At 60.2% G+C, this 26,281-nt stretch carries 22 protein-coding genes; 16 read left to right on the plus strand and 6 right to left on the minus strand.

Going from position 1 to position 26,281, the window contains the following annotated elements; genetic code table 11:
* Positions 1–124 precede the first annotated feature (124 nt).
* Complete coding sequence (locus QMK33_RS21450; protein WP_283566676.1) at positions 125–1,861, minus strand: M61 family metallopeptidase; 1,737 nt, start codon at positions 1,859–1,861, stop codon at positions 125–127.
* A 240-nt stretch (positions 1,862–2,101) separates the two neighbouring features.
* Here QMK33_RS21450 and rpmH point away from each other — a divergent pair, with 240 nt between their 5' ends.
* From rpmH to QMK33_RS21470, 4 genes are all read left to right on the plus strand, one after another.
* Positions 2,102–2,260 carry a 50S ribosomal protein L34 gene (gene rpmH, locus QMK33_RS21455; protein ID WP_068337113.1) on the plus strand — a complete coding sequence of 53 codons (159 nt, stop codon included), beginning with the start codon at positions 2,102–2,104 and terminating at the stop codon, positions 2,258–2,260.
* A gap of 131 nt (positions 2,261–2,391) precedes the next feature.
* Positions 2,392–2,829 (plus strand): ribonuclease P protein component, encoded by a 438-nt coding sequence (locus tag QMK33_RS21460; protein WP_283566677.1) that lies wholly within the window; start codon positions 2,392–2,394, stop codon positions 2,827–2,829.
* Positions 2,830–2,932: 103 nt separating this feature from the next.
* A complete protein-coding gene (locus QMK33_RS21465) occupies positions 2,933–4,630 on the plus strand; it encodes a S41 family peptidase (RefSeq protein WP_283566678.1) in 1,698 nt (565 codons plus the stop codon).
* A gap of 55 nt (positions 4,631–4,685) precedes the next feature.
* Entirely contained in the window at positions 4,686–5,306 is a 621-nt protein-coding gene (locus QMK33_RS21470; protein ID WP_283566679.1) for a hypothetical protein, read from the plus strand.
* Positions 5,307–5,313: 7 nt separating this feature from the next.
* Here the strand turns inward: QMK33_RS21470 and rfaD are convergent, their stop codons facing one another.
* On the minus strand, positions 5,314–6,282 hold the full coding sequence (gene rfaD / locus QMK33_RS21475; protein ID WP_283566680.1) for an ADP-glyceromanno-heptose 6-epimerase: 969 nt from the start codon (positions 6,280–6,282) through the stop codon (positions 5,314–5,316).
* Positions 6,283–6,614: 332 nt separating this feature from the next.
* On the opposite strand from rfaD, the gene QMK33_RS21480 reads away from it, so the two are divergent.
* The 7 genes from QMK33_RS21480 (at position 6,615) to QMK33_RS21510 (ending at position 14,022) form a co-directional block, all read left to right on the plus strand.
* On the plus strand, positions 6,615–7,028 hold the full coding sequence (locus QMK33_RS21480; RefSeq protein ID WP_283566681.1) for a 6-pyruvoyl trahydropterin synthase family protein: 414 nt from the start codon (positions 6,615–6,617) through the stop codon (positions 7,026–7,028).
* 110 nt (positions 7,029–7,138) lie between these two features.
* Positions 7,139–8,263 (plus strand): lipid-A-disaccharide synthase, encoded by a 1,125-nt coding sequence (lpxB, locus tag QMK33_RS21485; RefSeq protein ID WP_283566682.1) that lies wholly within the window; start codon positions 7,139–7,141, stop codon positions 8,261–8,263.
* A gap of 84 nt (positions 8,264–8,347) precedes the next feature.
* Positions 8,348–9,220, plus strand: a complete 873-nt coding sequence (fdhD, locus tag QMK33_RS21490; RefSeq protein ID WP_283566683.1) for a formate dehydrogenase accessory sulfurtransferase FdhD — start codon at positions 8,348–8,350, stop codon at positions 9,218–9,220.
* Positions 9,217–9,552, plus strand: a complete 336-nt coding sequence (locus QMK33_RS21495; RefSeq protein ID WP_283566684.1) for a DUF7009 family protein — start codon at positions 9,217–9,219, stop codon at positions 9,550–9,552. The genes fdhD and QMK33_RS21495 overlap by 4 nt, the downstream gene beginning before the upstream one ends.
* A gap of 54 nt (positions 9,553–9,606) precedes the next feature.
* Complete coding sequence (locus QMK33_RS21500; RefSeq protein WP_283566685.1) at positions 9,607–12,195, plus strand: FdhF/YdeP family oxidoreductase; 2,589 nt, start codon at positions 9,607–9,609, stop codon at positions 12,193–12,195.
* 233 nt (positions 12,196–12,428) lie between these two features.
* Entirely contained in the window at positions 12,429–13,841 is a 1,413-nt protein-coding gene (locus QMK33_RS21505) for an L-lactate MFS transporter (protein ID WP_283566686.1), read from the plus strand.
* A gap of 34 nt (positions 13,842–13,875) precedes the next feature.
* Positions 13,876–14,022 (plus strand): MFS transporter small subunit, encoded by a 147-nt coding sequence (locus QMK33_RS21510; RefSeq protein WP_283566687.1) that lies wholly within the window; start codon positions 13,876–13,878, stop codon positions 14,020–14,022.
* Positions 14,023–14,101: 79 nt separating this feature from the next.
* Here the strand turns inward: QMK33_RS21510 and QMK33_RS21515 are convergent, their stop codons facing one another.
* Complete coding sequence (locus QMK33_RS21515; RefSeq protein ID WP_283566688.1) at positions 14,102–15,307, minus strand: molybdopterin molybdotransferase MoeA; 1,206 nt, start codon at positions 15,305–15,307, stop codon at positions 14,102–14,104.
* 76 nt (positions 15,308–15,383) lie between these two features.
* Between QMK33_RS21515 and QMK33_RS21520 the strand changes: the two genes are divergently transcribed.
* From QMK33_RS21520 to QMK33_RS21540, 5 genes are all read left to right on the plus strand, one after another.
* Positions 15,384–16,553, plus strand: a complete 1,170-nt coding sequence (locus tag QMK33_RS21520; RefSeq protein ID WP_283566689.1) for an NTP transferase domain-containing protein — start codon at positions 15,384–15,386, stop codon at positions 16,551–16,553.
* Positions 16,554–16,640: 87 nt separating this feature from the next.
* Entirely contained in the window at positions 16,641–18,056 is a 1,416-nt protein-coding gene (locus tag QMK33_RS21525) for a sensor histidine kinase (RefSeq protein WP_283566690.1), read from the plus strand.
* 54 nt (positions 18,057–18,110) lie between these two features.
* Entirely contained in the window at positions 18,111–19,460 is a 1,350-nt protein-coding gene (locus QMK33_RS21530; RefSeq protein ID WP_283566691.1) for a sensor histidine kinase, read from the plus strand.
* 32 nt (positions 19,461–19,492) lie between these two features.
* The gene (locus QMK33_RS21535) at positions 19,493–19,876 is read left to right on the plus strand and encodes a response regulator (RefSeq protein ID WP_283566692.1); all 384 of its coding nucleotides are present in this window, start codon (positions 19,493–19,495) and stop codon (positions 19,874–19,876) included.
* Between the two features lie 4 nt (positions 19,877–19,880).
* Entirely contained in the window at positions 19,881–20,927 is a 1,047-nt protein-coding gene (locus tag QMK33_RS21540; protein ID WP_283566693.1) for an adenylate/guanylate cyclase domain-containing protein, read from the plus strand.
* Positions 20,928–21,060: 133 nt separating this feature from the next.
* Here the strand turns inward: QMK33_RS21540 and QMK33_RS21545 are convergent, their stop codons facing one another.
* The 3 genes from QMK33_RS21545 to QMK33_RS21555 form a co-directional block, all read right to left on the minus strand.
* Complete coding sequence (locus QMK33_RS21545) at positions 21,061–23,778, minus strand: cyclic nucleotide-binding domain-containing protein (protein WP_283566694.1); 2,718 nt, start codon at positions 23,776–23,778, stop codon at positions 21,061–21,063.
* Positions 23,779–23,908: 130 nt separating this feature from the next.
* Positions 23,909–25,132 (minus strand): ATP-dependent Clp protease ATP-binding subunit ClpX, encoded by a 1,224-nt coding sequence (clpX, locus tag QMK33_RS21550; protein WP_283566695.1) that lies wholly within the window; start codon positions 25,130–25,132, stop codon positions 23,909–23,911.
* Between the two features lie 286 nt (positions 25,133–25,418).
* Positions 25,419–26,129 (minus strand): ClpP family protease, encoded by a 711-nt coding sequence (locus QMK33_RS21555; protein ID WP_283566696.1) that lies wholly within the window; start codon positions 26,127–26,129, stop codon positions 25,419–25,421.
* Between the last annotated feature and the right edge of the window lie 152 nt (positions 26,130–26,281).

Below are 26,281 nucleotides of genomic sequence, written 5' to 3' on the forward strand. Positions count from 1 at the left end.
CGGCCAGGCGCAGGGCTTCGGCCCGGAAGGCGGCATCGTAACGCCGACGTTTAGTAGGTGGGGGGCTGTCTTTCATGAAGTTGGAAAGTTAAGGCCCTATTCTGTCCAGATTTACTCGACCACCTCAGTATTCCCACTTTAGCCACTTTTGGAAGCCAGCACGCTGAGTCTCGTCTGCCTCCGCCATCTTCTCAATAGCGTAGTGCTGACCGAACGTTACACCCGGCTGGGCCACTAGTTCTACTAGCAGCAGTCGGTTCTGGCGGAACACGGCTACCTCGTAGAGCGCGGCTTCGGTGCTGAGCAGGCTTTGCAAGTTCATATCGACGCGGCGGCCGTTGATGGCCACTAGCTCATCGTCGGCGGTGAGGGCGGCGGCGGCCGGCGAGCCGGGCCAGATGTAGGTGACCTCCGTGCGCTCGTTCTTGACCACCGTGCGGAAGCCAAACGTGCCCTCCGAGGCCGACGCATTCTCGGCCACCAGCAACTGGCAGCCTACGGTGTGCAGCGCCCGGTCGAGGGGCTCCTGCAAGGGCGCGGTGCCGTTGATAAACTTATCGAAGTACACCTGCATTTTGCGGCCGGCTACCTCGCCCACAATGCGGGCGTAATCCTCGTCGGTGTAGCCGATGCCAGTTTTGCCAAAGTCGTCGTAGAGGCGGCGCATCACGTCGTCGAGGCTGCGGGCGTGGCCGTGCAGCTGCCGGATGGTGAGGTCGAGCAGTAGCGCCGCCAGCGCGCCCTTGTGGTACACCGATACTTTGCGGTCGGGCACGCCGGGCTTGTAGCCATCAAGCCAGAGGTCCATGCTGGCATCGGCCAGGCTCAGGTTTTGGCCGCCCGCATCGTCGTAGTGCTTGCGCAGCACGCCATTCAGCTCCTCAAAGTACTGGGCCGGGGTGCGCACGCGGCTGCGGGTCAGCAGGTAATCACCGTAGTAAGTCGTGACGCCCTCAGCGACGTAACAGGTGCGGAAATAATTTTCGCGGGCGTAATCATAGGGCTGCATTTCGGCCGGCCGAATGGCCTTTATGTTCCAGGTATGAAACAGCTCGTGGCAGCTCACGCCCAGCAGCTCTTTGTAGAGCGCCTCGTGCATCAGCAGCTCGGCGGGGCCCAGCGTGATAACCGTCGAGTTGTGGTGCTCTACGCCGTGGTAGTGCTTGTAGGGTAAAAACTGGTTAAGGAAGTGATAGTCAGCCACTGGGAAGCCACCAAATAGCGCAAGCTGCTCCTCCGAAAATGCCTTGAAATCGGCCAGCAACCGGGGCCAGTCCAGCCGTGCTTCCTCGCCCTGGGCCCACACGTGGAAGGGCCGCCCGCCCGCCTCGTACTGCTGGTGCTGAATGGTGGGGCTGGCAATGAGCGGCGCATCTGCCAGCTGGTCGAAGTTGCTGGCTTGTAGGGTGTTGGGGATATTTTGCGGGAGGCCACAGGCCAGGCGCCAGTCGGCGGGCAGGTCCAGGGTGAGCTGGCACGGCGCATCCTGCTGGCCCTCAGCGTACAGGAGAGCCTGCACGGGGTTGAGGTACAGCTGCGTAGCATCGAGCCACGAGCCGCCGGCGTCCATTTGGTGGGCGTAGAAATTGTAGCGCACCCGCACGCTGCGGCCAGCCGCGCCGGGCACCTCCCAGCGGTCCTTGGTGGTTTTGCGGTAGGGCAGGGGCTCGTCGGTTTCGGCGTCGCTCACCTCTACGCGCTGAATCTTCTGAGCAAAGTTCTGCAACTCATAGCGGCCTGGCCGCCAGGCGGGTAGCTGCAAGGCCAGCGGCTCGGTGGCCTCGGCGGGCACCTCCACCATAAGCTGGACCTGGAGGTAGAAAGTGAGCGGATTTTCGAACGAAACGTGGTAGTAAGTCATGGAGCAGTTGCAAAGTGACTAGCAATGTAGAAACTGAATCGAAGGTGAACGTAGCCAGCGGCCCGCCGCTTGCGGTGGGTGGCCAGCCGGGGCAAAGGTCTTGCCCAAACCCTGCCAATACCGGCGTTTACGGCCAGCTAAGGCAGGTGGTGGCCCACCGATTTTCATTCATAATTCAGCCCTTGCTATTGTAAAACTGAATTCGTACCTTTGCCGGCCCAACTCGCAATTTGACCGGACATGAAACGTACCTATCAACCCTCGCAGCGCAAGCGCCGCAACAAGCACGGTTTCCGCAACCGTATGGAAACCGCAAACGGCCGTAACGTACTGGCTCGTCGCCGTGCCAAAGGCCGCAAGCGCCTCACCGTATCGGACGAAGGCCGTCATAAGCGCTAGTACCTTAAGCTGTTAGCGCGTAGCTGATGGCTCTTGGCTAGCAGGTAGCCGCATTGTTGGGGTTGGTGATTTTCTGGTTTTGCCAGAAGTCACTACCGCCACAATGCGGCTTCGCTATTTCTAAAAAAAACGTGAACGAGCTACTCGCTACCAGCCTCCCGCCCGCCGCTGCCCGCAAGTACACCTTCCCCAAGGCGGAGCACTTGTGCAGCAAAAAGCGCATCGAGCAGCTTTTTAATCGGCGCAATCCGTCGGTGGGCGTGTACCCGCTGCGCCTTACCTGGGTGGTAGCCCCAGCCCGCACCGCGGCCCCGCCTGAGGTGCTCATTACGGTGCCCAAGCGTGCGTTTAAGCGGGCCGTGGACCGCAACCGCCTCAAGCGTCTGGTACGCGAGGCCTACCGCCTGAATAAACACCTGCTCACGGAAGCCGAAAACGGCCACCCGGTGGCACAATTGGGTATTCTTTACACTGGCAAAGAAAAAAGTGAGTTGCCGCTGGTAGAAAAAAAATTAATTTCTGGGTTGAATCGTTTGCTGGCAGAACCGGCGGTGCAACCCGCGCCGTAGTTTCGGATATCCTCCTCATGAGGAATGGGAAGCAGCAGGTTGCGTAGCGCCACTGGGTGCATGCGGCTTCGGGCTTCCTTATTCTTCATTATCTTTCTGCACGATGACAAACCGCACCAAACTACTCGCTACCCTGGGCCTCGGCGCGCTCGGCCTCGTCAGCTTCCGGGCGGCGTCCGACAGCGAGCGGTACTTTGAGATTGCCAAAAACCTCGACATTTTCGCCACCCTGTTTAAGGAGGTGAACACGTACTACGTGGACGAGATTACCCCTGGCAAGCTGGTGAAAACGGGCATCGACGGTATGTTGAAATCGCTGGACCCGTATACCAACTACATCCCGGAGGACGATATTGAAGACTTTCGTACCCTCACCACCGGGCAGTACGGCGGCATTGGTGCGGTGGTAGTCAAGCGCAACGGCAAAACGGTGGTGCAGAGCGCCTACGAAGGCTACCCGGCCCAAAAAGCGGGCCTGCTGCCCGGCGATGAAATCCTGACTATCAACAACATCAATGTTGATAAGAAGACGAATGCCGACATCAGCAAGCTGCTTAAGGGCCAGGCCAATTCGATAGCCAAGCTAATGGTGACGCGCTACGGCCAGGACAAGCCAGTGCAAATCGACATTACCCGCGATAAAATTCAGGTTGACAACGTGCCGTATTACGGCATGCTGACCAGTGATATCGGCTACTTTCAGCTGGGCGGTTTCACCATGGATGCGGGCCGCGAGGTGCGCAACGCCGTGCTAAAGCTCAAGGAAAAGGGCGCGAAGAAACTGATATTTGATATTCGCGACAACCCCGGCGGCTTGCTGAACGAGGCGGTCAATATATCTAATCTATTTGTAGACAAGGGATTAGATGTAGTGAGCACCAAGGGCAAGGTGACCGAGTGGAACAAAACCTACAAGGCCCTCGACGTACCGCTCGATACCCAGATACCGATTGCCATTATCACGAGCAACCGCTCGGCCTCGGCCTCGGAAATTGTGTCGGGTGTGTTGCAGGATTACGACCGCGCCGTGCTGGTAGGTGAGCGCACCTTTGGCAAGGGCCTCGTGCAGGCCACCCGGCCGCTGAGCTACAACTCGCAGCTGAAGGTGACCACGGCCAAGTACTACATCCCCAGCGGCCGCTGCATTCAGGAAATCGACTACTCGCACCGCGCCGACGATGGCGCGCTGAGCAAGTTTCCGGATTCGCTGCGCACGGCCTTCAAAACCCAGGCTGGTCGCACCGTATACGACGGCGGCGGCGTAGCCCCCGATATTGACGTGCAAGACCGCGAGATTGCCGATATCACCCGCGTGCTCATCCAGAAAAGCTACCTCTTCGACTACGCCACCCGCTATCGCTCGGAGCACGCCACCATTGCGCCCGCCCGCGACTTTAAACTCTTAGATGCTGATTACCAGAAGTTTGTAATTTACCTGCAAGGTAAGAACATGGCCTACAGCACTGACGCCGAGCGCTCGCTCACCGACCTCACCAAAAAGGTGAAGGAAGAAAAGCACTACGACGACGTGAAGCTGGAGTTGGATGCCATCAAGCGCAAGGTGGCCGCCAACAAAACCAACGACTTACAGCGCTTCAAACCCGAAATCCGGGAGTTGCTGGAGGAGGAAATTGCCTCTCGCTACTACTACGAGAAGGGCCGCACCGAAGCCGGCTTCAACGACGACCCCAACATCCAGGCGGCCGTGGCGGTCCTCAACGACCCCAACCGCTACGCTGCGCTGCTGAAGCCGGGCGGCCGGGCCGCCAGCGCTACCAAGTCGGCGGGGACGGCGAAGTAGCTTGTAATGAAAAAAGAAAAGCAGACCAAAACGGTCTGCTTTTTTTATGTGCTATATGAAAAACAGAAAAGAAGTTATTACGAAACTTATCAATCAGGTTAGTATTCTGGAAGGCACAGCTGATTCGTATGATGACTTATTAGAAATTCATAAATCCGAAAAGCTTTGGACAGAAATTTCTAATAAATTAGAAAAAATTGGGACAGAGCCAGCTAAAAGCAGAGCAACGTTTATCCGTGAGCAAACAGTTGATAATTTCGACCTAAATCGCGAAGAATGGGGTATCCCTAATTTTGCGGAGGATTTAGTAAGATATGAGGATTTCGAAAATGGCTTTCTTTGGAGATTCCGTGCGCACACAACCTCTTGGTCTGAAAATCAATATGCTGACCAATGGTTCTACACTTCGCTGGAGGCTAGAAGCGTCAGGCGATACGAGTTTTGGGACTGCGACGAAGGGCCAGACAAAATGGACTTATGCTTTGAAGGGGACTATAAAGCAATCCTGCAACAGCTTTTAGCCGCTCGCATTTACGAAGTCCTTATCAGTCCTGTGTTTTCTACTGAAGAACTAACGGAGTACATAGCCAAGTTTTCTGAGGATGAAGAAGACTACATGTTAGAAGATATAATAGAAGATTATATCAGCCGAAATCCAAACTACAAGCCTTCTTGAACTTAAGTTAATAATACGTATTCGGCACCAGGTACTGCTGCACGTAATCCTGAATACCTTGCTCCAGCGAGGCGAATGGTAGCTCGTAGCCGGCGCTGCGCAGCTTGCGCATGTCGGCCTCGGTGAAGTACTGGTAGGTGTCGCGGATGTCCTCGGGCGTGTCGCGGAACTGGATATTGGCCGGCTGGCCCATCGCGGTAAATGTGTTGAGCGCCAGGTCTATGAAGGTGCGGGCCTGGCCAGTGCCGAGGTTATATATGCCGGAGTGCGTGCGGTGATTGAGGAAGAAGAAGCACACTTCGACCACGTCCTTCACGTAGATGAAGTCGCGCATTTGGCCGCCATCCACGTACTCGGGGTTGTGCGAGCGGAAGAGCTGCATGCTGCCATTTTCGCGAATCTGGCGGAAGGCGTGCAGGATAACCGAGGCCATGCGGCCCTTGTGGTACTCGTTGGGGCCGTAGACGTTGAAAAACTTGAGGCCAGCCCAGAAATAAGGCTGCTCGGCTTGCTGCACGGCCCAGTTGTCGAAGTCGTTTTTGGAGTCGCCGTAGGGGTTGAGGGGCTTGAGCTGGGGCAGCAGGGCATCGCTTTGGTCGGAGTAGCCGAGGCGGCCGTCGCCGTAGGTGGCGCCGCTGCTGGCGTACACGAGCGGCAGTTGGTAGCGCACGCAGGCCTGCCACATCTGCTTGCTGTAGTTGAGGTTGAGCACATTGAAGATGGCGGGGTCTTGCTCGGCGGTGTCGGTGCGGGCCCCAAGGTGAAAGACGAACTCCACCTGCTCGTGGTGGGCATCGAGCCAGACGAAAAACTCTTCACGGTCTACGTATTCGCGCAGTTTTTTGCCTTGGATATTGGGCAGCTTTTTCTCAATGGCGAAGTTATCGACCACCACAATGTCGTTGAAATTGGCGGCGTTGAGGCGGGAGACTAGGCAGCTGGCGATGAAGCCAGCGGCTCCGGTTACGACTATCATATCGGGGAGAATTAGGCCCTAAAGGTACTAAGCCGGGCGGGGCCTGCCGCCGGGGGCGACCTACACAAGCTGGCGTTTTTTACCCCTGGTAAGCCTTTGCCCACCTGGCTTGTTAGCAAATTGGGCGCGGCGCTGGCAGGGGCTGCCGGGCCAGCCCCTGCCGCGTTGGGCAACGCACGAGGCCCCGCCGGGGGTACCGTTTTTCGTATATTTGTTGAAAAAAAATTAGGAGCTGTTAGCTTTTGGCTGTCTACCTGTTCGCTTTCTTAAGCTGGCTAACCCGACGTTGAGCGAACGCTAACAGCTAGCCGCCAAAAGCTAACAGTTAAAAAATGGTATACGTCAGCCGCCGCGAGCATTTTAATGCCGCCCATAAGCTCTACAACCCCGCTTGGAGCCCGGAGCGCAATGCGGAAGTATTTGGCCCTTGCGCCAACGAAAACTGGCACGGCCACAACTACGAAATGATAGTGACCGTGAAAGGCCCGCCCGACCCCGACACCGGCTTCGTGGTAGACCTCAAGGCGCTCTCCGACCTGCTGCGCGTGCACATTACCGAGCAGGTAGACCACAAAAACCTCAACCTCGACGTGCCCTTTCTCACAGGCCAGCTGGCCAGCACCGAAAACCTGGCCATCGCCTTCTGGCAGATTATCGAGCGCGAGCTGCCCGCCATCACCCCGGCCAAGCTGCACTGCGTAAAAATCTACGAAACCCCCCGCAATGCCGTGGAATACTTCGGCTAACGCCGGAATTAAAAACTAAAAATTATGAATTAAAAATTGCCGGGCGTGCATAAGCTCGCATGCAAGAAAAGTAATTTTTAATTTTTAATTCATAATTTTTAATTGAAAAAATGAAGTACTACTTTATTGCCGGTGAGCGCTCCGGCGACACCCACGCGGCGCACTTGCTGCGCGAGCTGAACGCCCAAGACCCGGCCGCTGATTTTCGCTTTTGGGGCGGCGACCAGATGGCGGCCGAGGGCGGCCACCTGGTGCGCCACTACCGCGAGCTGGCCGTGATGGGCTTTTGGGAAACGGCAACCAGCCTGCTCAAATTTCGGGGGTATCTGCGAGAGTGTCAGGCCGATATCCTGGCGTATCAGCCCGATGTGCTGGTGCTGATAGACTACGGTGGATTCAACCTGCGCATGGCGGCCTGGGCTAAGGCGCAGGGCATTCGGGTGTTTTACTACATCTCGCCCAAAGTGTGGGCCTGGAACCAGAGCCGGGTTGAAAAGATTAAGTTACTGGTTGATAAGATGTTCGTGATTCTGCCTTTTGAGGAGGAATTTTACCAGCGCTTCAACTATAAGGTGGATTACGTGGGCAACCCCACGGCCGATGAGGTAGCGAGCTTTGAGCCCAATCCGGACTTCATGACCCAATATGGCCTCGACCCCGACCGCCAGATTATTGCCGTGCTGCCGGGCTCGCGCAAGCAGGAAATCGAGGAGATGCTGCACGAGATGCTGGCCGTGCTGCCCGCCTTTCAGGAGTACCAGTTTGTGGTGGCCGGCGTGAGCAACCTCGACCGTAGCTACTACCAGCACTTTGAGCGTAATGGCATTAAGATAGTAGTAGATCAGGCGTTTGACCTGCTGAGCCGGTCTAGCGCGGCGCTCGTAACCAGTGGCACAGCCACGCTCGAAACGGCGCTGTTCAACGTGCCGCAGGTGGTGTGCTACCGCACCAGCGGCCTCACGTATGTGATTAGCAAGGCGTTGATTAAGGTGCCGTACATCTCGCTCGTCAACCTCGTTGTGGGCCACACGGTGGTGGAAGAGTACATTCAGGGCAACTTCACGGCCCGCAACCTGCTCGACGAGCTCAAGCGCCTGCTCACCGACGAAAGCTACATTGCCAAGCAGCGCGAAGGCTATGCCGAGCTGCGCCAAAAGCTGGGCCAGCAGAGGGCTGCCCGCCAAACGGCTTCCCTCATGCTTACCTACCTGCGCGAAAAGCCGGTGACGGCATAAGCCCGCCCGCGGCTGGCTGAACATCTGCCCGGGATTATTGCTTAGGAAAAGCACCGGCCTGGCTATTTGCCGGGCCTTTGTTTTATGCGGCCCCTAGCTCCTTACATCCAACCCAGCGCCGAGCGCACCACCGTGCAGCGCGTGACCGGCTCGGCTACGGCCCGCGCCACCGACCTGCTGGCCGTGGAGGCCCCCCTGGAAATCAGCCTGGGCTACGGCCCGGCCCACCAGCGCCAGACGCACAGCCTGGCCGTAACCATGCGCACCCCCGGCCACGATGCCGAGCTGGTAGCCGGCTTTCTGCTAAGTGAAGGAATTGTGCAGCAAAGTGTTGACATTCAGATTATTGAACACCAAGCCGACCCGCGCCGGCCAGAGGAGCGCGGCAACGTAATCAGGGCCGAGCTGGCCCCCGGCGTGGTGCTGCAGCTCGACCGGCTGGAGCGGCACTTCTACACCACGTCGAGCTGCGGGGTGTGCGGCAAAACCAGTATTGCGGCGGTGCGCGCCAGTTCGTGCCCCGTGCCGGCGCCCGCCGATAGCCCCCGGGTGCCGGCCACTCTTATTCACCAGCTGCCCGCGCGGCAGCGGGCGGCCCAGCAGGTATTTGAGCAAACGGGTGGCCTGCACGCCACGGCCCTGTTTTCGGCCGCTGGTGAGCTGCTGCTGCTGCGCGAAGACGTGGGCCGCCACAATGCCTTTGATAAGGTAGTGGGCGCGGCGCTGTTGGCTGGGCAAGTGCCACTCAGCCAGCGCATTATATTGCTAAGCGGCCGGGCCAGCTTCGAGCTGGTGCAAAAAGCGGCCGTGGCCGGCGTCGCTATTCTGGCGGCCGTGGGTGCGCCGAGCAGCCTGGCCGTTGAAGCCGCCGAAGAATTTGGCCTCACGCTGTTAGGCTTTGTGCGCCAGGAGCGCTTTAACATTTACACGCACGCCCAGCGTATTACGGAGTTATGAAACTCAGATTAGAAGAAAACTCGCTGCGCCTGCGGCTGTCCGAGGCCGAGGTGGCGCAGTTTGCCAGCACCGGCCGGGTGGCCTACACTATTATTTTTGGGCCTGAAGCCGGGCAAACGCTGGAGTACGCGCTGGAGCAACTGCCCGCCACCGACCCCACGCTGGCCGTGCGCGTCCGCTACGCGGCTGGCGCGCTGGCCATTGAGGTGCCCGCCAAGCTGGCCGAAGAATGGACTTCGACAGAAAAAAATGGTTTTTCGGAGCGCGTGCGGGTGGCGGCAAACCAAGAGTTACGTATTATGGTTGAAAAAGACCTGGATTGTAGCCATTGAGCGGCCGGTCCATCTTTTGCTTGTATTTCCCGCCCTTATTCGCCCCCGTATATTATGGAAGATTCACCCGCTGCCGACGCTAACAAGGCTGGCAAATTACACGAGCAAAAGGCCAGCCTGGCCCCCATGAGTGGCGAGCGCCCCGACCAGGGCGAAGCGCCGGTGGCTGACTACGAGATTCCGGCCGCCGACCGCCCAACCAAGCCCATGCACGAAGCAAACGCCGGCGCCCCGCCCGCCCACGAACACATTCCGGCCCCGCCCACGGCCGAGGCCAAGTACCTGCATCCCATTCTGGCCCAGCCCCCCGAGGGGCTAACCGGCCTGCGGCTGGAAGGCCGCGCCAAGGTGGCCGCCGGCGTCACGGCCGTTATCAAGTCCATGCAATTTAGCTGGGGTGAGGACGGCGTGGCGCGCGGTACCAAGGGCCTGTTGAGCATGAACCAGAAGGGTGGCTTCGACTGCTCTAGCTGCGCCTGGCCCGACCCCGATGAGCACCGCTCCATTGCCGAGTTTTGCGAAAATGGCGCCAAGGCCCTGGCCTCGGATGCCGACGACAAGGCTGCCGGCCCCGAATTCTTCGCCAAGCACAGCATCGTGGAGCTGTCGCGCATGACCGACCGCGACCAGAACAACGCCGGCCGCCTCACGCACCCCATGGTGAAGCGCCCCGGCGGCACGCACTACGAGCCCATCGAGTGGCCCGAGGCGTTCCATATCATAGCCGATGAGTTGAATGCGCTCAAGACGCCCGATGAGGCGGTGTTCTACACGTCGGGTAAAATCCCGAATGAGCCCGCGTTCCTGTTTCAGCTATTTGCGCGCGAGTTTGGCACCAACAACCTGCCCGACTGCTCCAATATGTGCCACGAGAGCAGCGGCTCGGCCCTTAGCCCCACGCTGGGCCTGGGCAAAGGCTCGGTTACGCTCAATGACTTTTACGAGGCTGAGGTTATCCTCATCATTGGCCAGAACCCCGGCACCAACCACCCGCGCATGCTGTCGGCGTTGCAGCAAGCCAAGCGCAACGGGGCCAAGATTATTGCCGTAAACCCGCTGTTTGAAGCCGGCCTCAATCACTTCAAAAACCCGCAGGATTTTATGAATCCGCTGCGGGCGCTGGGCGCTTTGATTGGCGATGGCACCCAGATTACCGACTTGTTCTTGCAGGTGCGGGTAGATGGCGACATGGCCCTGCTGCGCGGCATAATGAAGCACCTGCTGGCCGCTGAACAACTGAATCCTGGCCAAGTAGTTGACCATCAGTTCATTAGCGAATATACCACGGGCTACGACGCTGTGGTAGAAACGCTGAACAACACGAGCTGGGAAGACATTGAGGAGATTAGCGGCATCAGCCGCGCCCAGCTTTTGGAGGCCGCTAACATGCTGGCTCACAAGAAGAAAATCATCACCTGCTGGGCCATGGGCGTTACGCAGCAGCGGCAGGGCGTGCAAACCATTCAGGAAATTGTGAACCTGCACCTGATGAAGGGTGCCATCGGCATTCCTGGCGCGGGCACCTGCCCGGTGCGCGGCCACTCCAACGTGCAGGGCGACCGCACGATGGGGATTTGGGAGCGCGTGCACGCCACGTTCCGCCACGCGCTGGAAAAGGAATTCAATTTCAAAGCGCCCGACAAGGATGGCTTCGACGTGGTAGAGAGCCTCAAGGCTATGAACGTCGGCAAAACCAAGGTGTACTTCAGCTTTGGCGGTAACCTGCTTGCCGCCGGCCCCGACACCGAGTTTATCGCCGAAGGCATGCGCCAGCAAAACCTGACCGTGTTTGTGGGCACCAAGCTCAACCGCGGCCACTTGGTAACTGGCAAAACCAGCCTGCTGCTGCCCACCTTCACGCACGTGGATATCGATATGCAGAAATCGGGTCACCAGATGACTTCCTGCGAGAATTCAATGGGCGTGGTGAGCCAGAACAAGGGCGTGCTGGTGCCGCTGGCCGGCGAGATGCTGAGCGAGGTAGCCATCATCAGCGGGGTGGCCATTGCCACCCTCGGTGACCGCACCACCACCGACTGGGTGGCCATGACGGAGAACTACGACGTTATCCGCGACCACATTTCGCGCGTGATTCCGGGCTTTGAGAAGTTCAACGAAGGCCTGCGCCAGCCCGGCGGCTTTTACCTGCCCAACGGCCCCCGCGAGCGCAAGTTCACGACCGAGAACGGCAAGGCCAACTTCAGCAAAACCGAGCTGGAAAAGTACACCTTGGAGCCCGGCCAACTGGTGCTGATGACCGTGCGCAGCCACGACCAGTTCAACACCACTATCTACGAGTACAACGACCGCTACCGGGGCATTCACAACGAGCGCCGGGTGCTGTTTATGAACGCAAAGGACATGGCCGACCGCGGCCTTAAGGCCAAGGACCTCATCGACATCACCAGCCACTACGAGGGCGAGCAGCGCAAAGTGGAGAAATTTGTAACCGTGCCTTACGATATTCCGCGCGGTAACGTGTCGGCTTATTTCCCCGAGGCCAACCCGCTGGTACCCATCACGAGCGTAGCCAAGGTGAGCAACACGCCTACGTCCAAGTACGTGGTAGTGACGGTAGAAAAGGCCAAAGTGAGTGCGGCCCCGGCCGCACAAAAGCCGCGTGCCGAAGCGGTGCCCGCCTAAAAACGAGGCTAAACTGATAGGGTAAAAAGTCCCTGGCGTTCACGCCAGGGACTTTTTGTTTCCGTAGGCTTCATCGGCCCTGTTCATGTTTACGTAGGAACTATAGCAACTTAGCAAAATAATCCATAATGGCCTTTGCCAGGTGCAAGGCTGCGGCTACCTTGCGATAGCTTACCGGGCATATCTCTTAAGCATTCACCTAGTTTTTACTTTACTTTCTTTCCCCACCTTCAATGGCCGACACTTCTTCCCTTCCGTTGCTTGACCGCGGCCGGACCATAGCGCCCGCGGGCTATAACCGCTGGTTGGTGCCACCGGCGGCGCTGGCCATTCACCTAGCCATTGGGCAGGCCTACGCGTTCAGCGTATTCAACAAGCCGCTGGGCTCGCTCATCAGCGGCGACCCGGCCAAGCCCGACGCCCTCGACTGGACGCCTACTCAAATCGGTATCACGTTTTCCATTGCCATTGTACTGCTGGGCCTGTCGGCCGCCCTATTTGGCAAGTGGCTGGAGCGCGTGGGCCCACGCAAGGCCATGCTGGCCGCCTCACTGTGCTTCGGCGGCGGCTTCCTGATTGGCTCGCTGGGCATCAGCCTGCACAATATCTGGCTGCTCTATTTCGGCTACGGGGTTGTGGGCGGCATTGGCCTGGGCATTGGCTATATCTCGCCGGTGAGCACGCTTATCAAGTGGTTTCCCGACCGCAAGGGCGTGGCTACGGGCATGGCCATCATGGGCTTTGGTGGCGGCGCCATGATTGGCTCGCCGATGGCGGTAGCGCTCATGGGGCAGTTTAAGGGCATAGCGCCGCAGGGCGTAGCGCCCACATTTATCGCCATGGGCATCATCTACTTCCTGTTTATGCAGTTTGGGGTGTGGACAATCCGGGTACCGGCTGATAGCTGGGCTCCCGCTGGCTACGTGCCCAATGCTGAGCACAGTGCGCTTATTACGACGGGCAACGTATCGGCTGATAACGCCATCAAAACGCCGCAGTTCTGGCTGCTGTGGGTGGTGTTGCTCACCAACGTAACGGCCGGCATCGGCGTGCTCGAAACGGCTTCGCCACTGATTCAGGACACGTTTTCGGACAAAATTATGGGCGTGGGCAATGGCGTAACGGCCGCCGCCGCCGCGGGCTTCGTGGGCCTGCTCAGCTTGTTCAACCTGCTGGGTCGTTTCTTCTGGTCGTCGGCTTCGGATAAGCTGGGCCGTAAGACCACGTATGCTATTTACTTTGGCCTGGGTATCTTACTGTATTGCCTCATTCCAACGCTGGGTCATAACTTGCAACTAACTCTCTATGTGGTAGTTGCCTGCGTAATTATCAGTATGTACGGCGGCGGTTTTGCCACAGCCCCGGCGTTCTTGTCCGACTTGTTTGGCAAGTATCAGGTAGGAGCTATTCACGGGCGCTTGCTCACGGCCTGGAGCACGGCCGGCGTGCTGGGTCCGCTCATCGTGCACCAGCTGCACGACCATGCCAAGGAAAAGGGCCTGACCGGCGCGGCCGCCTACCAAAACGTGTTTTACACGATGGCGGGCTTGCTCGTAGTTGGCCTGCTGGCCGACCTGGCCGTGACGGCCGTGAACGAGAAGTACCAAGAAAAAGGCCCCGTAACTGCCGAGGCGGGCGGGCACTAAGCCGCGGCTTTTCACTCCTAAACTTTCCTGCATTATGAATCCGAAACCCAATTCCCCCGCGCCGGTAGCCGCCGAAGAAACCACTGGCGGCTCGGCCGTGATAGCTTGGCTAATCGTGGGCCTGCCCCTGGCCTGGGGCGTCTCGCAAACGTTCATTAAAGCGTTGGCCCTGTTCAAGTAAGCCAGCTGCCGCTAGCCGAAAAAGCCGCTCAATTCCCCAGGGAGTCGAGCGGCTTTTTACGTTGGGATAAACAAATATTTTACCCCCGAAAGCGCCACACCGGCCACGCGCTACCGGCGGCAAAGTGCGTTTGGTCGGGCCCTAATTCCAGCAAGCCATCGGCCGCGAGCAGGCCGGCCAGGTCGCCCGAGCCGGCCGTGGGCGTAGGATGGGCGAGCAGGCGGCCATCGGGTGCGTTTTCGAGGCGCACGGCCAGGAAATAGCTGAGCGCAGGCTTGAAATCGACCGGGCTGGTTAATTGCGCAAAATACTGCTCGTCAATTAGTTGGCCCTGAACCTGCCGGAGCCAGCCGCGCACGTAGCGGTAGTAGCCCGCAAACGTGGCCACGGGGTTGCCGGGCAGCGCAAACACGGTGGCCCCACCCGGCCGCTGCCCAAACCAAAACGGCTGCCCCGGCCGCTGCGCCACCCGGTGAAAAATCTCCGTCACGTCCGACTCGCGCAGCGCCTGCGGCAGAAAATCGGCTTGGCCCTTCGACACACCCCCGCTCAGCAGCACGGCATCAAACTGCGCTAGCAGCGGCGGCAGCCCCGCCTTGAGCGAGGCCAGGTCATCATCGAAGTGAAATACTATGCTCTCGCAGCCATCGGTAGCCAGCGCAGCTTGCAGCATGAGCGCGTTGGAGCGCCGAATCTGGTGGGGCAGGGGCGTGGCCTCCACGGGCACAATCTCGTCGCCGGTGCTCACCACGGCCACGCGCGGGCGGCGCGTTACGGCCACCGTGGCGGCCCCCACGGTGGCGGCCACGGCTATTTCGGCGGGGCTCAGCACGACGCCCGCGGCCAGCAGCCGGATGCCGGCCAGCTGGTCGCTGCCCTGGGCGTGCACGTTGTGGCCGGCACGGGGCGGGGCCACGCGCACGGTAGCCCGGCGCGGGGCGTCGCTAAAATCGAGGTCTTCGTAACGAATAATGGTATCGGTACCGGGCGGCAGGGCCGCGCCGGTCATGATTTCGATGGCCGCCTGCGGGTTGGCCAGCGGCGTGGGCACGGCCCCGGCCAGCTGCGTGCGCTCGATGGGAAAAACCGTTTGGCCCGCTTGCAAGGCGCTATAATTCAAGGCAATGCCATCCATCGTTACCCGGTTGTAGGGCGGGAAGTCGCGGTCGGCCACCAGGTCTTGGCGCAGCACGCGGCCTACGGCAGCGGCCAGGGGCAGGGTTTCGGGCGGTAGCGGGTGGGCGGTGGCCAGCACGTGGCGGTAGGCGTCGGCAACAGAAATCACGTAGAAGCGGAGAAGTAAAAAGAAAGGCGGCTCAGCTGAAAGCAAGCTAATTTTTTGCCCAATTGTTGTGAAAGCTATGACTGAAAAACCCGTTCCCCGCACCAAGCACGCCGACCTTGCCCGCCCGCTCCTCGGCGAATTTGCCCGCCACGAGTTGGCTTTTTTGGGCGCGCCCTGCGGCGATATCCAGCGGCTGGCGGCCGGCCTCACGGCGGCGCTGGCCCCGGCCGGCCACCGCGTGGGCTACGTTGATGCCGACCACGCCAGCGGCGACGCCGACGCCCGGCACACCCTCAGCCCGCTGCTGCAAGCCGGGGCCTACGTGGAGGTGACCGATAAAATTCACTTCCGCCGCCGCGACGACCACGGTCCGCTCGACCGCTTTTCGCAGCCCGAACTACTGGCCGGGGCCAACCTGGTGCTGGTAAACGGCAACCACTTCCGCGCCCGCCAGCAAGTGGTGCTGCTCGACCCGCGCAAGTCGCTGGCCCACAAGCTCGATAAGCTTACCGACGTGCAAGCCTTTGTGCTGGCCGAGGGCGTAACCGAAATTCCCGACTACCTGCAAGCGCACCTGCCGCACCACGCCGAGCTGCCCCGGTTTGCCCTGGCCGATGTGGCCGGCCTGGCCGCCTGGGTGCAGCAGTGGCTGCTGGCGAGCCGCCCGCCGCTGCGTGGCTTGGTGCTGGCCGGCGGCCTCAGCCAGCGCATGCAAACCGATAAAAGCCGCCTGCGCTACGGCACAACCGGCCGCGAGCAGCGCGAGGTAGCCGCCGCCCTGCTGGCCGAGGTGTGCCAGGATGTGTTCGTATCGTGCCGGGCCGAGCAGGCGGCCGAGCTGCCCGCTGGCCTGGTGCCGCTGCCCGACCGCTTTCTCGGTCTGGGGCCACTGGGGGGCATCTTATCAGCTTTCCAGCTCGACCCCAACGCGGCGTGGCTGGTGCTGGCCTGCGACCTGCCTTTTCTCACGGCGGGCACGCTGCGCGAGCTGGTGGCTGGCCGCCAGCCCAGCCGCCTGGCCACGGCTTTCCAAAGCCCCGGTAACGAATTTCCCGAGCCGCTTATCACCATTTTCGAGCCGCGTGCTTACCCCGAGTTGCTGCGCTTTTTAGGGATGGGCTACTCATGCCCGCGTAAAATGCTTATTAACAGTGATATAAGCCTGCTGCCCACGCCCGGCGGCGAAGCCCTGCGCAACGTGAACACGCCCGCCGAGCGCGAAGCTGCCCAGCAGGCGCTGGCTTAGCCTTGGTAGGAGGGGGCTGGGCGTGCGCAAACCCGTTGTGCGTGCTAGGTTTGCCGGGTGGCTGCCGACCAGCCCGGCCCTCGCCCTATGAAGCAAGCTGTCCTCGACTGGAAGCATCTCTATAACTGGAACTTGCTGGCCGCCACGGGCCTGGCTTTGGTGCTGGCCTTTTTGCTGCGCTCGCTGCTCGACCGGCCCCGCTATATGCCTCGCGCCCGCACCTGGTTGCTGCTGCTGTGGGTGCCAGCCGTGGTGGGCTTTGGCGTAACGGCCGCCCTGCACTACCAAAACAGCCTACTCGACGACTGGTACATCTTATTTGTATTTGGGGTGGCGGCGGCCGTGCTGTGGCCGGTGCGCCACTACCGGCCAGCGGCTATCATGCTGTGGGCCTTGGTGATACCGGCCCTGTACCGGGCCGTTGTGATAGGGCAGGCAGTGCTGGACTACCAGTTTGTAGCACCGCTGGCGGGCTATTTTAAAAGTCTGGCCCGGCTCAATGTTTTTTGGTTTGGGATAATAACGGGGCTTGCTTTTTATCAAAAAAAGACGCTGGCTAAGGAGAATGCCCAGCGCGCTGAAGAGGAGCAGCAACGCCGGCAGGCCGCCGCCCGCAATGCCGCCCTGGAGCGCCTGGTAGCCACGCGCACCGCCGCTCTCACCCAGCAGGCTAGCGAGTTGCAAACGGCCCTGGCCGAGTTGCGCGCCACCCAGCAGCAGCTTATTCAGCGTGAAAAGATGGCTAGCCTGGGCGAACTCACGGCCGGCATTGCCCACGAGATTCAAAACCCGCTCAACTTCGTCAACAACTTTGCCGATGTGAGCGCCGAGCTGGTCGATGAGCTGGTGGCCGAGCAAACCAACCCCACGCCCGACGCCGGCCTGGAGGACGAGCTGCTGAGCGACCTGCGCCACAACCTGCACAAAATCAACCAGCACGGCCAGCGGGCGGCCAGCATTGTGCGCGGCATGCTGGCCCACTCGCGCCAGAGCACCGGCGAGCGCCAGCCCACCGACCTCAATGCCCTGGCCGACGAGTACCTGCGCCTGGCCTACCACGGCCTGCGCGCCAAGGATAAGTCCTTCAACGCCACCCTGGATACCGATTTTGCGGCCCTGCTGCCGCTGGTGCCCGCCGTGTCCGGCGATGTGGGCCGGGTGCTTCTCAACCTCTTCACCAACGCCTTTTACGCGGTGCAGCAGCGCCAGCAGGCCGCTGGCCCCGGCTACGCGCCCACCGTGCAGGTGCGCACGCGCCGCGTGGGCGAGGAGGTCGAAATTTGCATTCGCGACAATGGTATGGGCATTCCGGAGGCCGTGCGGAGTAAGATTTTTCAGCCCTTTTTCACCACCAAGCCCAGCGGTGAGGGCACCGGCCTGGGCCTGTCGCTGGCCCACGATATTGTGGTGCAGGGCCACGGCGGCACGCTCGCCGTGACGAGCCAGGAGGGCGAGTTTACCGAGTTTATAGTGCGGCTACCGTTTCGCGGGGCAGTAGGGTAAAGTGCTTATTCACAATGCTATAATAAATACCGAATGGCTGATGGTGAACTATATATGGCCGCGCCGACGGCCATCGGGCTGGTATACTGGGGCCGCAAAGTGCTGGATATTCCCGCGCGCCTGCCGCACTGGGACCGCTGGCTGAAGCGCCTGTGGCCGCCGGCGGCGGTCATTATGGGGCTGGGCCTGCTGCTGGGCGGCCCGGTGGTGGACTGGTTCGACAATGCATTTCTGGCCCTGGTGCTCAGCATTGGCATTGCCGTGGGTTGGCGGCTGCGCGCCTATCGCCCTGCGCAGTGGCTGGCCCTGGCGTTGTTGCCCGGCGTGGTCTTATTCATAGTCGAGCTGTTGGCGCGGCCTTTTACCCAGGCGTTGGATAAAAATGCCACGGTTGATACCCTGGAGGGCCTGGTAGTGTGCTGGCTAGGTGCCTGGCTGCTGGTGGTCCGCAGCCAGGCCAAAACCCTTAAGGCGGCAGCGCAGGAGCGCCTGGCTGCCGAGCAGGAGCAGCAAACCATCGAAACCCAAAGCCAGACCCTGGAATACGAAGTGGGCCAGCGCACCGCCGCCCTGGCCCGCCAAACCAATGAGCTACGCGCCGCCCTGGCCGAGCTGCAAGCCACGCAAGACCAGCTTATTCAAAGCGAGAAAATGGCCAGCCTGGGCGAGCTCACGGCCGGCATTGCCCACGAGATTCAAAACCCCCTCAACTTCGTCAACAACTTTGCCGACGTGAGTGTGGAGCTGGTGGCCGAGCTGGCCGAGGAGCGCACCCGCCCCGCCCGCAACCATACCCTCGAAGCCGAGCTGCTCGCCGACCTCCGGCAGAATCTCCAGCGCATAGCCCAGCACGGCGGGCGGGCAGCGGGCATTGTGCGGGGCATGCTGGAGCACAGCCGCGCCAGCACCGGCGAGCGCCAGCCCACCGACCTCAACGCCCTGGCCGACGAGTACCTGCGCCTAGCCTACCATGGCCTGCGCGCCAAGGATAAGTCCTTCAACGCCACCTTGCAGCCCGAGCTGGCGGCCTGCCTGCCGCTGGTGCCCGTGGTGGCCGGCGATGTAGGCCGCGTGCTTCTCAACCTCTTCACCAACGCCTTTTATGCGGTGCAGCAGCGCCAGCGGGCTGGCGAGGCCGGCTACGCGCCCACTGTGGGCGTGCGTACCCGCCACGTGGGGGAGGGGGTCGAAATTTGGGTGCACGACAACGGCACGGGCATTCCGGAGGCCGTGCGAAGCCGGATTTTTCAGCCCTTTTTCACCACCAAGCCCAGCGGCGAGGGCACTGGCCTGGGCCTGTCGATGGCCCACGACATTATTACGCAGGGCCACGGCGGCACCCTCAGCGTAGAAACCCACGAGGGCCAGGGCACTGCCTTCACCATCTTCCTGCCGGCCCACTAGCCGCCACCACAAAACCGTATCTTTACCCGCAGATGAAAATACTGGTAGTCGATGACGAGCCCGACGTGCGGCTGCTGTTTGAGCAGCGTTTTCGGCGTGAAATCCGCAGTGGCGAGTTCGCCTTCTCCTTCGCCTACTCGGGCGAGGAGGCGCTCACTTTTTTGCGCGAGCACCCGTCGGAGGTCGTGCTCATTCTCTCCGACATCAACATGCCCGGTATGAGCGGGCTGGAGCTGCTGCGCCACGTGAAGCAAGACCCCCTGCCGCCGCCCCCGCCGTTGGTGATGATGCTCACCGCCTACGGCGATACCGAAACGCACAACCAGGCTATGCGCTTGGGAGCCAACGATTTCCTGGTGAAGCCAGTGGATTTTGCGGCCCTCAAGACCAAGCTCCACGCGATTGCTACTGCCTGACTACATGAAAACAAAAATCCTGGTGGTTGATGACGAAGCCGACCTGGAGCTACTCATCAAACAGAAGTTCCGCCGCAAAATCCGCGAGAGCGCCTACGAATTCATCTTCGCCGGCAATGGCCAGGAAGCCCTCGACCGCCTGCGCGAGCACCCCGACACCGATATCGTGCTCTCCGATATCAACATGCCCGTGATGGACGGCCTCACGCTGCTCGGCCGCCTGCCCGAGGCCAGCCCCGTCACCAAAACGGTGATGGTATCGGCCTACGGCGACATGCAAAATATTCGGGCCGCCATGAATGGCGGTGCGTTTGATTTTGTATGTAAGCCAGTGGATTTCAACGACTTAGAGCTGACCATTGAGAAAACCGCAAGTCACGTGCAACAGCTGCGCGCCACGATGAAGGCCATCCAGGAGAATAATATTCTGCGGATGTACGTCGACGAAACGGTTATCAACTTTATGGCTCGCCCCGGTTTCGAAAACAAGCTGCTGGCCAGCGAAACCGTGGAGGCTACGGTCGTTTTCATTGACATCTGCGGCTTCACCTCGCTCTCCGAAACCCAGCCCGCCGCCACGGTGGTGGGGCTGCTCAACAAGTATTTCGACCAGATTGTGCAGGAGGTAATCGCCCACGGCGGTTACATCGACAAGTTTATGGGCGATGCTGTGATGGCCGTGTTCCGGGGCGAGTACCACCTCGACCGTGCCATCGACGCCGCCCTGGTGGTGCGCGCTCAGCTCCAAACCGCCAGCAGTCCCCTCCCCGACGGCACCGACTACCACCCGAGCGTAAGCATCGGCATCAATACCGGCGAAATGGTGTCGGGTAATATCGGCTCGGCGTCGCTCAAGCGCCTGGATTACACCGTAATAGGCGATATCGTGAACGTGAGCCAGCGCCTGCAATCAGCTGCCCACCCCAACCAGATTGTTATCACCGGAGCCGTATATGAGCAGGTGAAAGAAAGCTTTCAGTGCGCCCCCATCGGCGAGCTCAAGCTGAAAAATAAGGCCAACCCAATTATGACCTACGAGGTAATAGCCTAGCATAAAGGGAGATAGCTACTAAAAAGAACGTCATGCAGACCGGGGGGAAGCATCGCGCTCGCATCATTCAACGATGCGGGCAAAATGCTTCCCCCCGGTTTGCATAACGTTCTGGTTTAGTCCATTGCGTATGCTAAGCCTCATTCTGCCGGCGCAGGCGCTGGCACAGCACCCGCAGAATGTTGCGCAGCACCTCGGGCCGTTCTTCCATCACATCGTAAAAGTCTTCTTGGTCGAGCCGGAAGGCCGTAACCGCGCCCTGCGCCACCGCCGCGGCCGAGCGTGGCTCGGCATCGAGCAACGCTAGCTCGCCAAAGAAATCGCCCTTGCCAAAGGTGGCCAGCAGCTGCGGACCGTTGAAAATCCCCACGGCGCCTTCGTACATAATGAAGAGCGACGCCCCAAGGTCGCCCTTGGCAAAAATCTGCTGGCCGGCGGTAAAGCTAACCTCCTGCATAATAGGCACTATGCTGCTAAGCACATTCTCCGGCGTTTCGGCAAAAAGGGCAGTTTGCTGAAGCACTTGCACGCGCTCGGCGGCCGTGATGTGCGAGGTAGTGGCGGCGTGGCTCATAAGCAGGCTGGCAAGGGTTTGGTGAGTAGCGTGGAGCTGCTGATGCAGCCCGGGCTGCTGAATGGCAAGCTGGCCCAGTACCCCGAAGGCACTTTCGCGCACCAGCGGGCTGGGGCTGCGCAGGTGCGGCGACAGCGCCGCCACCGTGGCGGTGGTGGGCTGCCATTGGTCGAGCGCCGCGCGCACCGTCCAGTCCGAAAAAGCCGTTTCGCCGCGCTCCACAATGGTTTCCACAATGGGCGCGGGGGCCAGCAGCGGGCCTAGCAGCTGGGTGAATAAACGCGCCTTTTCGGCGGCCGGGGCCACGCTGAGCAGGGTTTGCAGGCCCTGGTAAGTGGGCCGGGCAATGCTATTGTCGAGTATTTCAAGCGCGTTGGCCTGGCGCTCGCGGGCAGCGTGGGCCACCCCGCGCTGGGCGTCGGCAATGAGCTGCGGCGGGTATATCTGGCCCAGCAGCGCAAATACCCGCTGCTGGGTGCGCAGCAGCTCATAATCGAGGCAATTGGCTAGCTCGCTGTCGGCTGTAGCCTGACCATATAGCAGCTGCTGAGCCAGTTGCAATTCATCGTGCACCAGGGCCTGAAACAGCGGTGCCTCGTGCGGCACCACGCCAAAATGGCGCAACGCCCGTAGCGCCGCCTCACGCCGAAACAGGTGCGGCTGCCGGGCCAGCGCTACCAGCAGCTGCCGGCTGGCAGCTGTGCGCAGCCGGCCGCATACCTGGGCCACCCGCCGCACCAGTGTTTGGTTGGCGTCAGCGCTCAGCACTTCGGCCAGGGTTGGCAGGGCTGCTTCGCCCAGGCGCAGCAGGCGTTGCGTGGCCGCGGCCCGGCCCGCCTTGGCGTTCAGCGAATGAATCAACTGCTTTATTTCGCCGGGGCTGGCGGTAGGGGCGAGGCTATCGGCGGCGGGGGCAGTGCGCACGTCGTCCGCCTCGTTGGTAAAGCGCCGGCTCAGTGCGTGTTGCAGCTCAGCTACATACTGCTTGTATACGCGCGTGAGTAGGTACAGCACCACCAGCATCAGCAGGCCCATCCAGCCAAACGGCCCCCAGGTTTGGCCACCCGGTAGCGCGTGCAGCGCAAATAGCAGCCCGGCACCCAACGCCATACCCAGCGGCTCATACAAGCCCTTGGCCAGCGTGTGGGCCTGCAGGCGCTCGGCAACCGACAGCGGCTGAAATAGCAGCAGAAAAACGGGGTCAAATACCGCCCGGCGCAGCACTTCCAGCCCCAAATACAGTCCGCAGAAATACGGCAGCAGGGCCGTAGTATCGGTATGGTCGAGGCCGGCATAAAGGGCCAGCCCACCCAGCGCCGCCACCGGCAGGGCTAGCAACACACTACGCACGCCCAGGCGGTCCAGGGTGTGCTGCGAAAGCAGCACCTTGAAAGCCATTGCTAGCAAATACGTGATTACCAATACGGTACCTACGTAGCGCATCACGGCGGCTTCGTCGTGGAAGCGGTGCTTCACGTTCACAAAAAACAGGTACTCGATGCCTGTCGTCACGGCGGCTAGGCCCAGCATACTCAGGCACAGAGTGAGCACCAGCCGGCTATCGCCAAACCAGCGCCGCAGCCCCGGCGCCAGCTCCTGCGGGCGCACCCGGCGGCGGTCGGGCGCGGCCGTCAGCTCGTGCGAGCTGAGCGTGGCTCGCAGCGCCAGCAGCGCCGCCAGGTACGCGCCAAAGGCCGTGCCCAGCAGCCACGGCAACTCCGCATTGTGGTGAATAAAAATGGCCAGCACGGCCCCCAGCGCCTTGGCCGGCATGTCGCCCGCGCTGATAATGCCAAACAGCCGCTTACTCTGCCGCACATCAAACACCACCGCCGACACGCCCCAGAACTCTAGGTTGGTGAGCAGGTAGATAACCCGGTAGCCCGCCATAATGGCAATGGCCGCCGCCACCGAGTGGCCCGTGGCCACCAGCACCCCCAGCACGCCCGCCAGCGCCACCGCCGCCAGCAGCACCCGCACCGCCAGCTTTTGTAGCAGCCAGTGGTGCTCAAAGTGTCCGTACAGCTTGCCGGTGGCTATCATAGCCAGCGCGGCCACGCCGTAGGCCAGCGGCAGGTTACGCTCGGGGTTGTTCTCCAGCAGCAGCACGTTGGCCGCCACGTACACCAGAATGGTGCCGACCCCCAAAAGAAAATTATGCAGGAAAAACAGCCACACTGTGCGCCCTTCCTCGGGGCGCACGCCCAGCAGCCGCTGCCCGCGCTCAGTTATCGTCATGGCCCGCAAGTTAGGGTAGGGCATAGAATCGTTTGTCATTGCGAGCGCAAGGCAGTGGAGCGCGGCAATCCTTCCTTCACGTCAGGGTTAGTAACCCAACGACCAGGAAAGATTGCCGCGCTCCACTGCCTTGCGCTCGCAATGACAAAAGGCCTCACGGGCTAGTAGCCTACGCCGCCCGCATCAGCCGGAGCGGCGACTTCTCAAACTTGCTTCGCGCGTAGCTCTCCGTAATGGTAAACTCCACTACGCCAGCCTCCGAAGGCATCTCAAACATGGCATCGGTCATAATACTCTCGCAGATGGAGCGCAGGCCGCGCGCGCCGAGGCGGTACTCATCGGCCCGCTCCACAATGTATTCAAGCGCCTCCTCCGTAAAGTCGAGCTGGATATTCTCCATGTTGAACAGCCGCTGGTACTGGCGCACCAGCGAATTCTTGGGCTCAGTCAAAATGAGGCGCAGCGTAGCCTTATCGAGCGGGTTGAGGTGCGTGAGCACTGGCAGGCGGCCAATAAGCTCGGGGATGAGGCCGAAGCTCTTGATATCTTGGGCCGATATGTAGCGCAGGAAATTCTGCGTGTCCACGTTCTCATCGAGGTTGGTCTTCGAGAAACCCATCGGCTTGGTATTCAGGCGACCCTTGATAATGCGGTCAATCCCCGAAAATGCCCCGCCGCACATGAACAGAATGTTCTCGGTATTTACCGAAATCATCTTCTGGTCGGGGTGCTTGCGGCCGCCCTGCGGCGGCACGTTGATGTGGGTGCCTTCCAGCAGCTTCAGCAGCGCTTGCTGCACGCCCTCGCCGCTCACGTCGCGTGTGATGCTGGGGTTATCGCTCTTACGGGCGATTTTATCAATCTCGTCGATGTACACAATGCCGCGCTCGGCGGCCTCCAGGTTGTAGTCGGCCGCTTGCAGCAGGCGCGTCAGGATGCTTTCCACATCCTCGCCCACGTAGCCGGCCTCCGTTAGCACCGTAGCATCGGCAATGCAAAAGGGCACTTGCAGAATCTTGGCCAGCATGCGGGCCAGAAACGTCTTGCCCGTACCAGTCTCGCCCACCATAATGATGTTCGATTTCTCAATTACCACCTCGTCGTGCTGCGGCGTCTGCATCAGGCGCTTGTAGTGGTTGTACACCGCCACCGACATCACGCGCTTGGCTTCGTCCTGGCCCACCACGTACTGGTCGAGATGGGTTTTAATCTCGCGGGGCTTAATGAGGTTAAACTTCGGCGTGCGGGCCTCGGCCTGCAACTTGGTTTCTTCGCTAAGAATGTGCTGGGCCTGGGCCACGCACTTCTCGCAGATGTGGGCATTAATGCCCGATATCATCACCGCGACGTCGCGCTTGGGCTTATTACAAAAGGAGCAGGCTATTTCCGGCATCGGGAGCAATCAAAAAAGGAAGCCATTTTCAAGAAGAAAACGGCCACAAAGATAAGTCGGTAGCCCAGCATTGCTGGAAGCCACGCTGGCTATTCACCAGTAAAGCCGTTCCCCGTCACCCAGGTTACCGGCCACAACATAATTATTTAAAAAAAGGCCGCCCAACCGGACGGCCTCTCTAATCTAACCAAAAATCAAAAGCCAAAACACAATCAAACTAAACCAATCACCCAGCTTATCCAGCCGCGTAGCGGCGTCATCTGCGAAATCCGTTTGAATCTGCGGTCTAGGCAGCTGATTTTTTCTCTAGCACCTCGTCAATCAGGCCATATTCCTTGGCCTCATCAGCCCGCATCCAGTAGTCGCGGTCCGAGTTGTCGTGGATTTCCTGGTACGTTTTGCCAGTGTGGCTTGCCAGAATGTCATACAACTCCTTCTTGAGCTTCAGAATCTCGCGGGCCGTAATCTCAATATCCGACGACTGCCCTTGTGCACCACCACTCGGCTGGTGAATCATCACACGGGCGTGCGGCAATGCCGAGCGCTTGTCCTTGGCGCCACCGGCTAGCAACACGGCACCCATCGACGCGGCCAGGCCGGTGCAAATGGTAGCTACGTCGGGGTTCACGTACTGCATAGTATCGTAGATACCCAGGCCGGCGTACACCGAGCCACCGGGCGAGTTGATGTACAGCAGGATATCCTTTTTGGCGTCAACCGACTCCAAAAACAGCATTTGCGCCGTCAGGATGTTGGCCACGTAGTCGTCCACGGCCGTGCCCAAAAACACGATACGGTCCATAATCAGGCGCGAAAACACGTCGATTTCAGCGAAGCGCGTGGGGCGCTCCTCAATCACCGAGCGGGTCATACCCGTGGGCAACATCATGCCGGAACGCACCTGCCCTTCCATGTGCTGCAAGTACTGGTCAACTCCTAATCCATTGAGGCCTTGGCCTTTAACGGCAAATTTGCGAAACTCTTGTTTATTCAGCATGGAAAAAAATGTGTGGTAAGCTTCAGCTTGCCGTGTTCAAAAACAAAAGACGAATAAACGGCTAAATGTTGTAGCGCCCGCGCTGCAAGTTTGCACGCAGCAGCGTGAGTCAACAGTACAAAGCGCGGACTCAAAAAGTCCATGCTACCCCA

Origin of the sequence: Hymenobacter sp. H14-R3 (assembly GCF_030063445.1) — a bacterium.
GTDB lineage: Bacteria > Bacteroidota > Bacteroidia > Cytophagales > Hymenobacteraceae > Hymenobacter.

Bases quoted from the DNA above. Each gene is read 5' to 3' on its own strand.
- QMK33_RS21450 (WP_283566676.1), bottom strand. From the start codon at position 1,861: ATGACTTACTACCACGTTTCGTTCGAAAATCCGCTCACTTTCTACCTC.
- rpmH (WP_068337113.1), top strand. From the start codon at position 2,102: ATGAAACGTACCTATCAACCCTCGCAGCGCAAGCGCCGCAACAAGCAC.
- QMK33_RS21465 (WP_283566678.1), top strand. From the start codon at position 2,933: ATGACAAACCGCACCAAACTACTCGCTACCCTGGGCCTCGGCGCGCTC.
- QMK33_RS21470 (WP_283566679.1), top strand. From the start codon at position 4,686: ATGAAAAACAGAAAAGAAGTTATTACGAAACTTATCAATCAGGTTAGT.
- rfaD (WP_283566680.1), bottom strand. From the start codon at position 6,282: ATGATAGTCGTAACCGGAGCCGCTGGCTTCATCGCCAGCTGCCTAGTC.
- QMK33_RS21480 (WP_283566681.1), top strand. From the start codon at position 6,615: ATGGTATACGTCAGCCGCCGCGAGCATTTTAATGCCGCCCATAAGCTC.
- lpxB (WP_283566682.1), top strand. From the start codon at position 7,139: ATGAAGTACTACTTTATTGCCGGTGAGCGCTCCGGCGACACCCACGCG.
- fdhD (WP_283566683.1), top strand. From the start codon at position 8,348: ATGCGGCCCCTAGCTCCTTACATCCAACCCAGCGCCGAGCGCACCACC.
- QMK33_RS21495 (WP_283566684.1), top strand. From the start codon at position 9,217: ATGAAACTCAGATTAGAAGAAAACTCGCTGCGCCTGCGGCTGTCCGAG.
- QMK33_RS21500 (WP_283566685.1), top strand. From the start codon at position 9,607: ATGGAAGATTCACCCGCTGCCGACGCTAACAAGGCTGGCAAATTACAC.
- QMK33_RS21505 (WP_283566686.1), top strand. From the start codon at position 12,429: ATGGCCGACACTTCTTCCCTTCCGTTGCTTGACCGCGGCCGGACCATA.
- QMK33_RS21510 (WP_283566687.1), top strand. From the start codon at position 13,876: ATGAATCCGAAACCCAATTCCCCCGCGCCGGTAGCCGCCGAAGAAACC.
- QMK33_RS21520 (WP_283566689.1), top strand. From the start codon at position 15,384: ATGACTGAAAAACCCGTTCCCCGCACCAAGCACGCCGACCTTGCCCGC.
- QMK33_RS21525 (WP_283566690.1), top strand. From the start codon at position 16,641: ATGAAGCAAGCTGTCCTCGACTGGAAGCATCTCTATAACTGGAACTTG.
- QMK33_RS21530 (WP_283566691.1), top strand. From the start codon at position 18,111: ATGGCCGCGCCGACGGCCATCGGGCTGGTATACTGGGGCCGCAAAGTG.
- QMK33_RS21535 (WP_283566692.1), top strand. From the start codon at position 19,493: ATGAAAATACTGGTAGTCGATGACGAGCCCGACGTGCGGCTGCTGTTT.
- QMK33_RS21540 (WP_283566693.1), top strand. From the start codon at position 19,881: ATGAAAACAAAAATCCTGGTGGTTGATGACGAAGCCGACCTGGAGCTA.
- QMK33_RS21545 (WP_283566694.1), bottom strand. From the start codon at position 23,778: ATGACAAACGATTCTATGCCCTACCCTAACTTGCGGGCCATGACGATA.
- clpX (WP_283566695.1), bottom strand. From the start codon at position 25,132: ATGCCGGAAATAGCCTGCTCCTTTTGTAATAAGCCCAAGCGCGACGTC.
- QMK33_RS21555 (WP_283566696.1), bottom strand. From the start codon at position 26,129: ATGCTGAATAAACAAGAGTTTCGCAAATTTGCCGTTAAAGGCCAAGGC.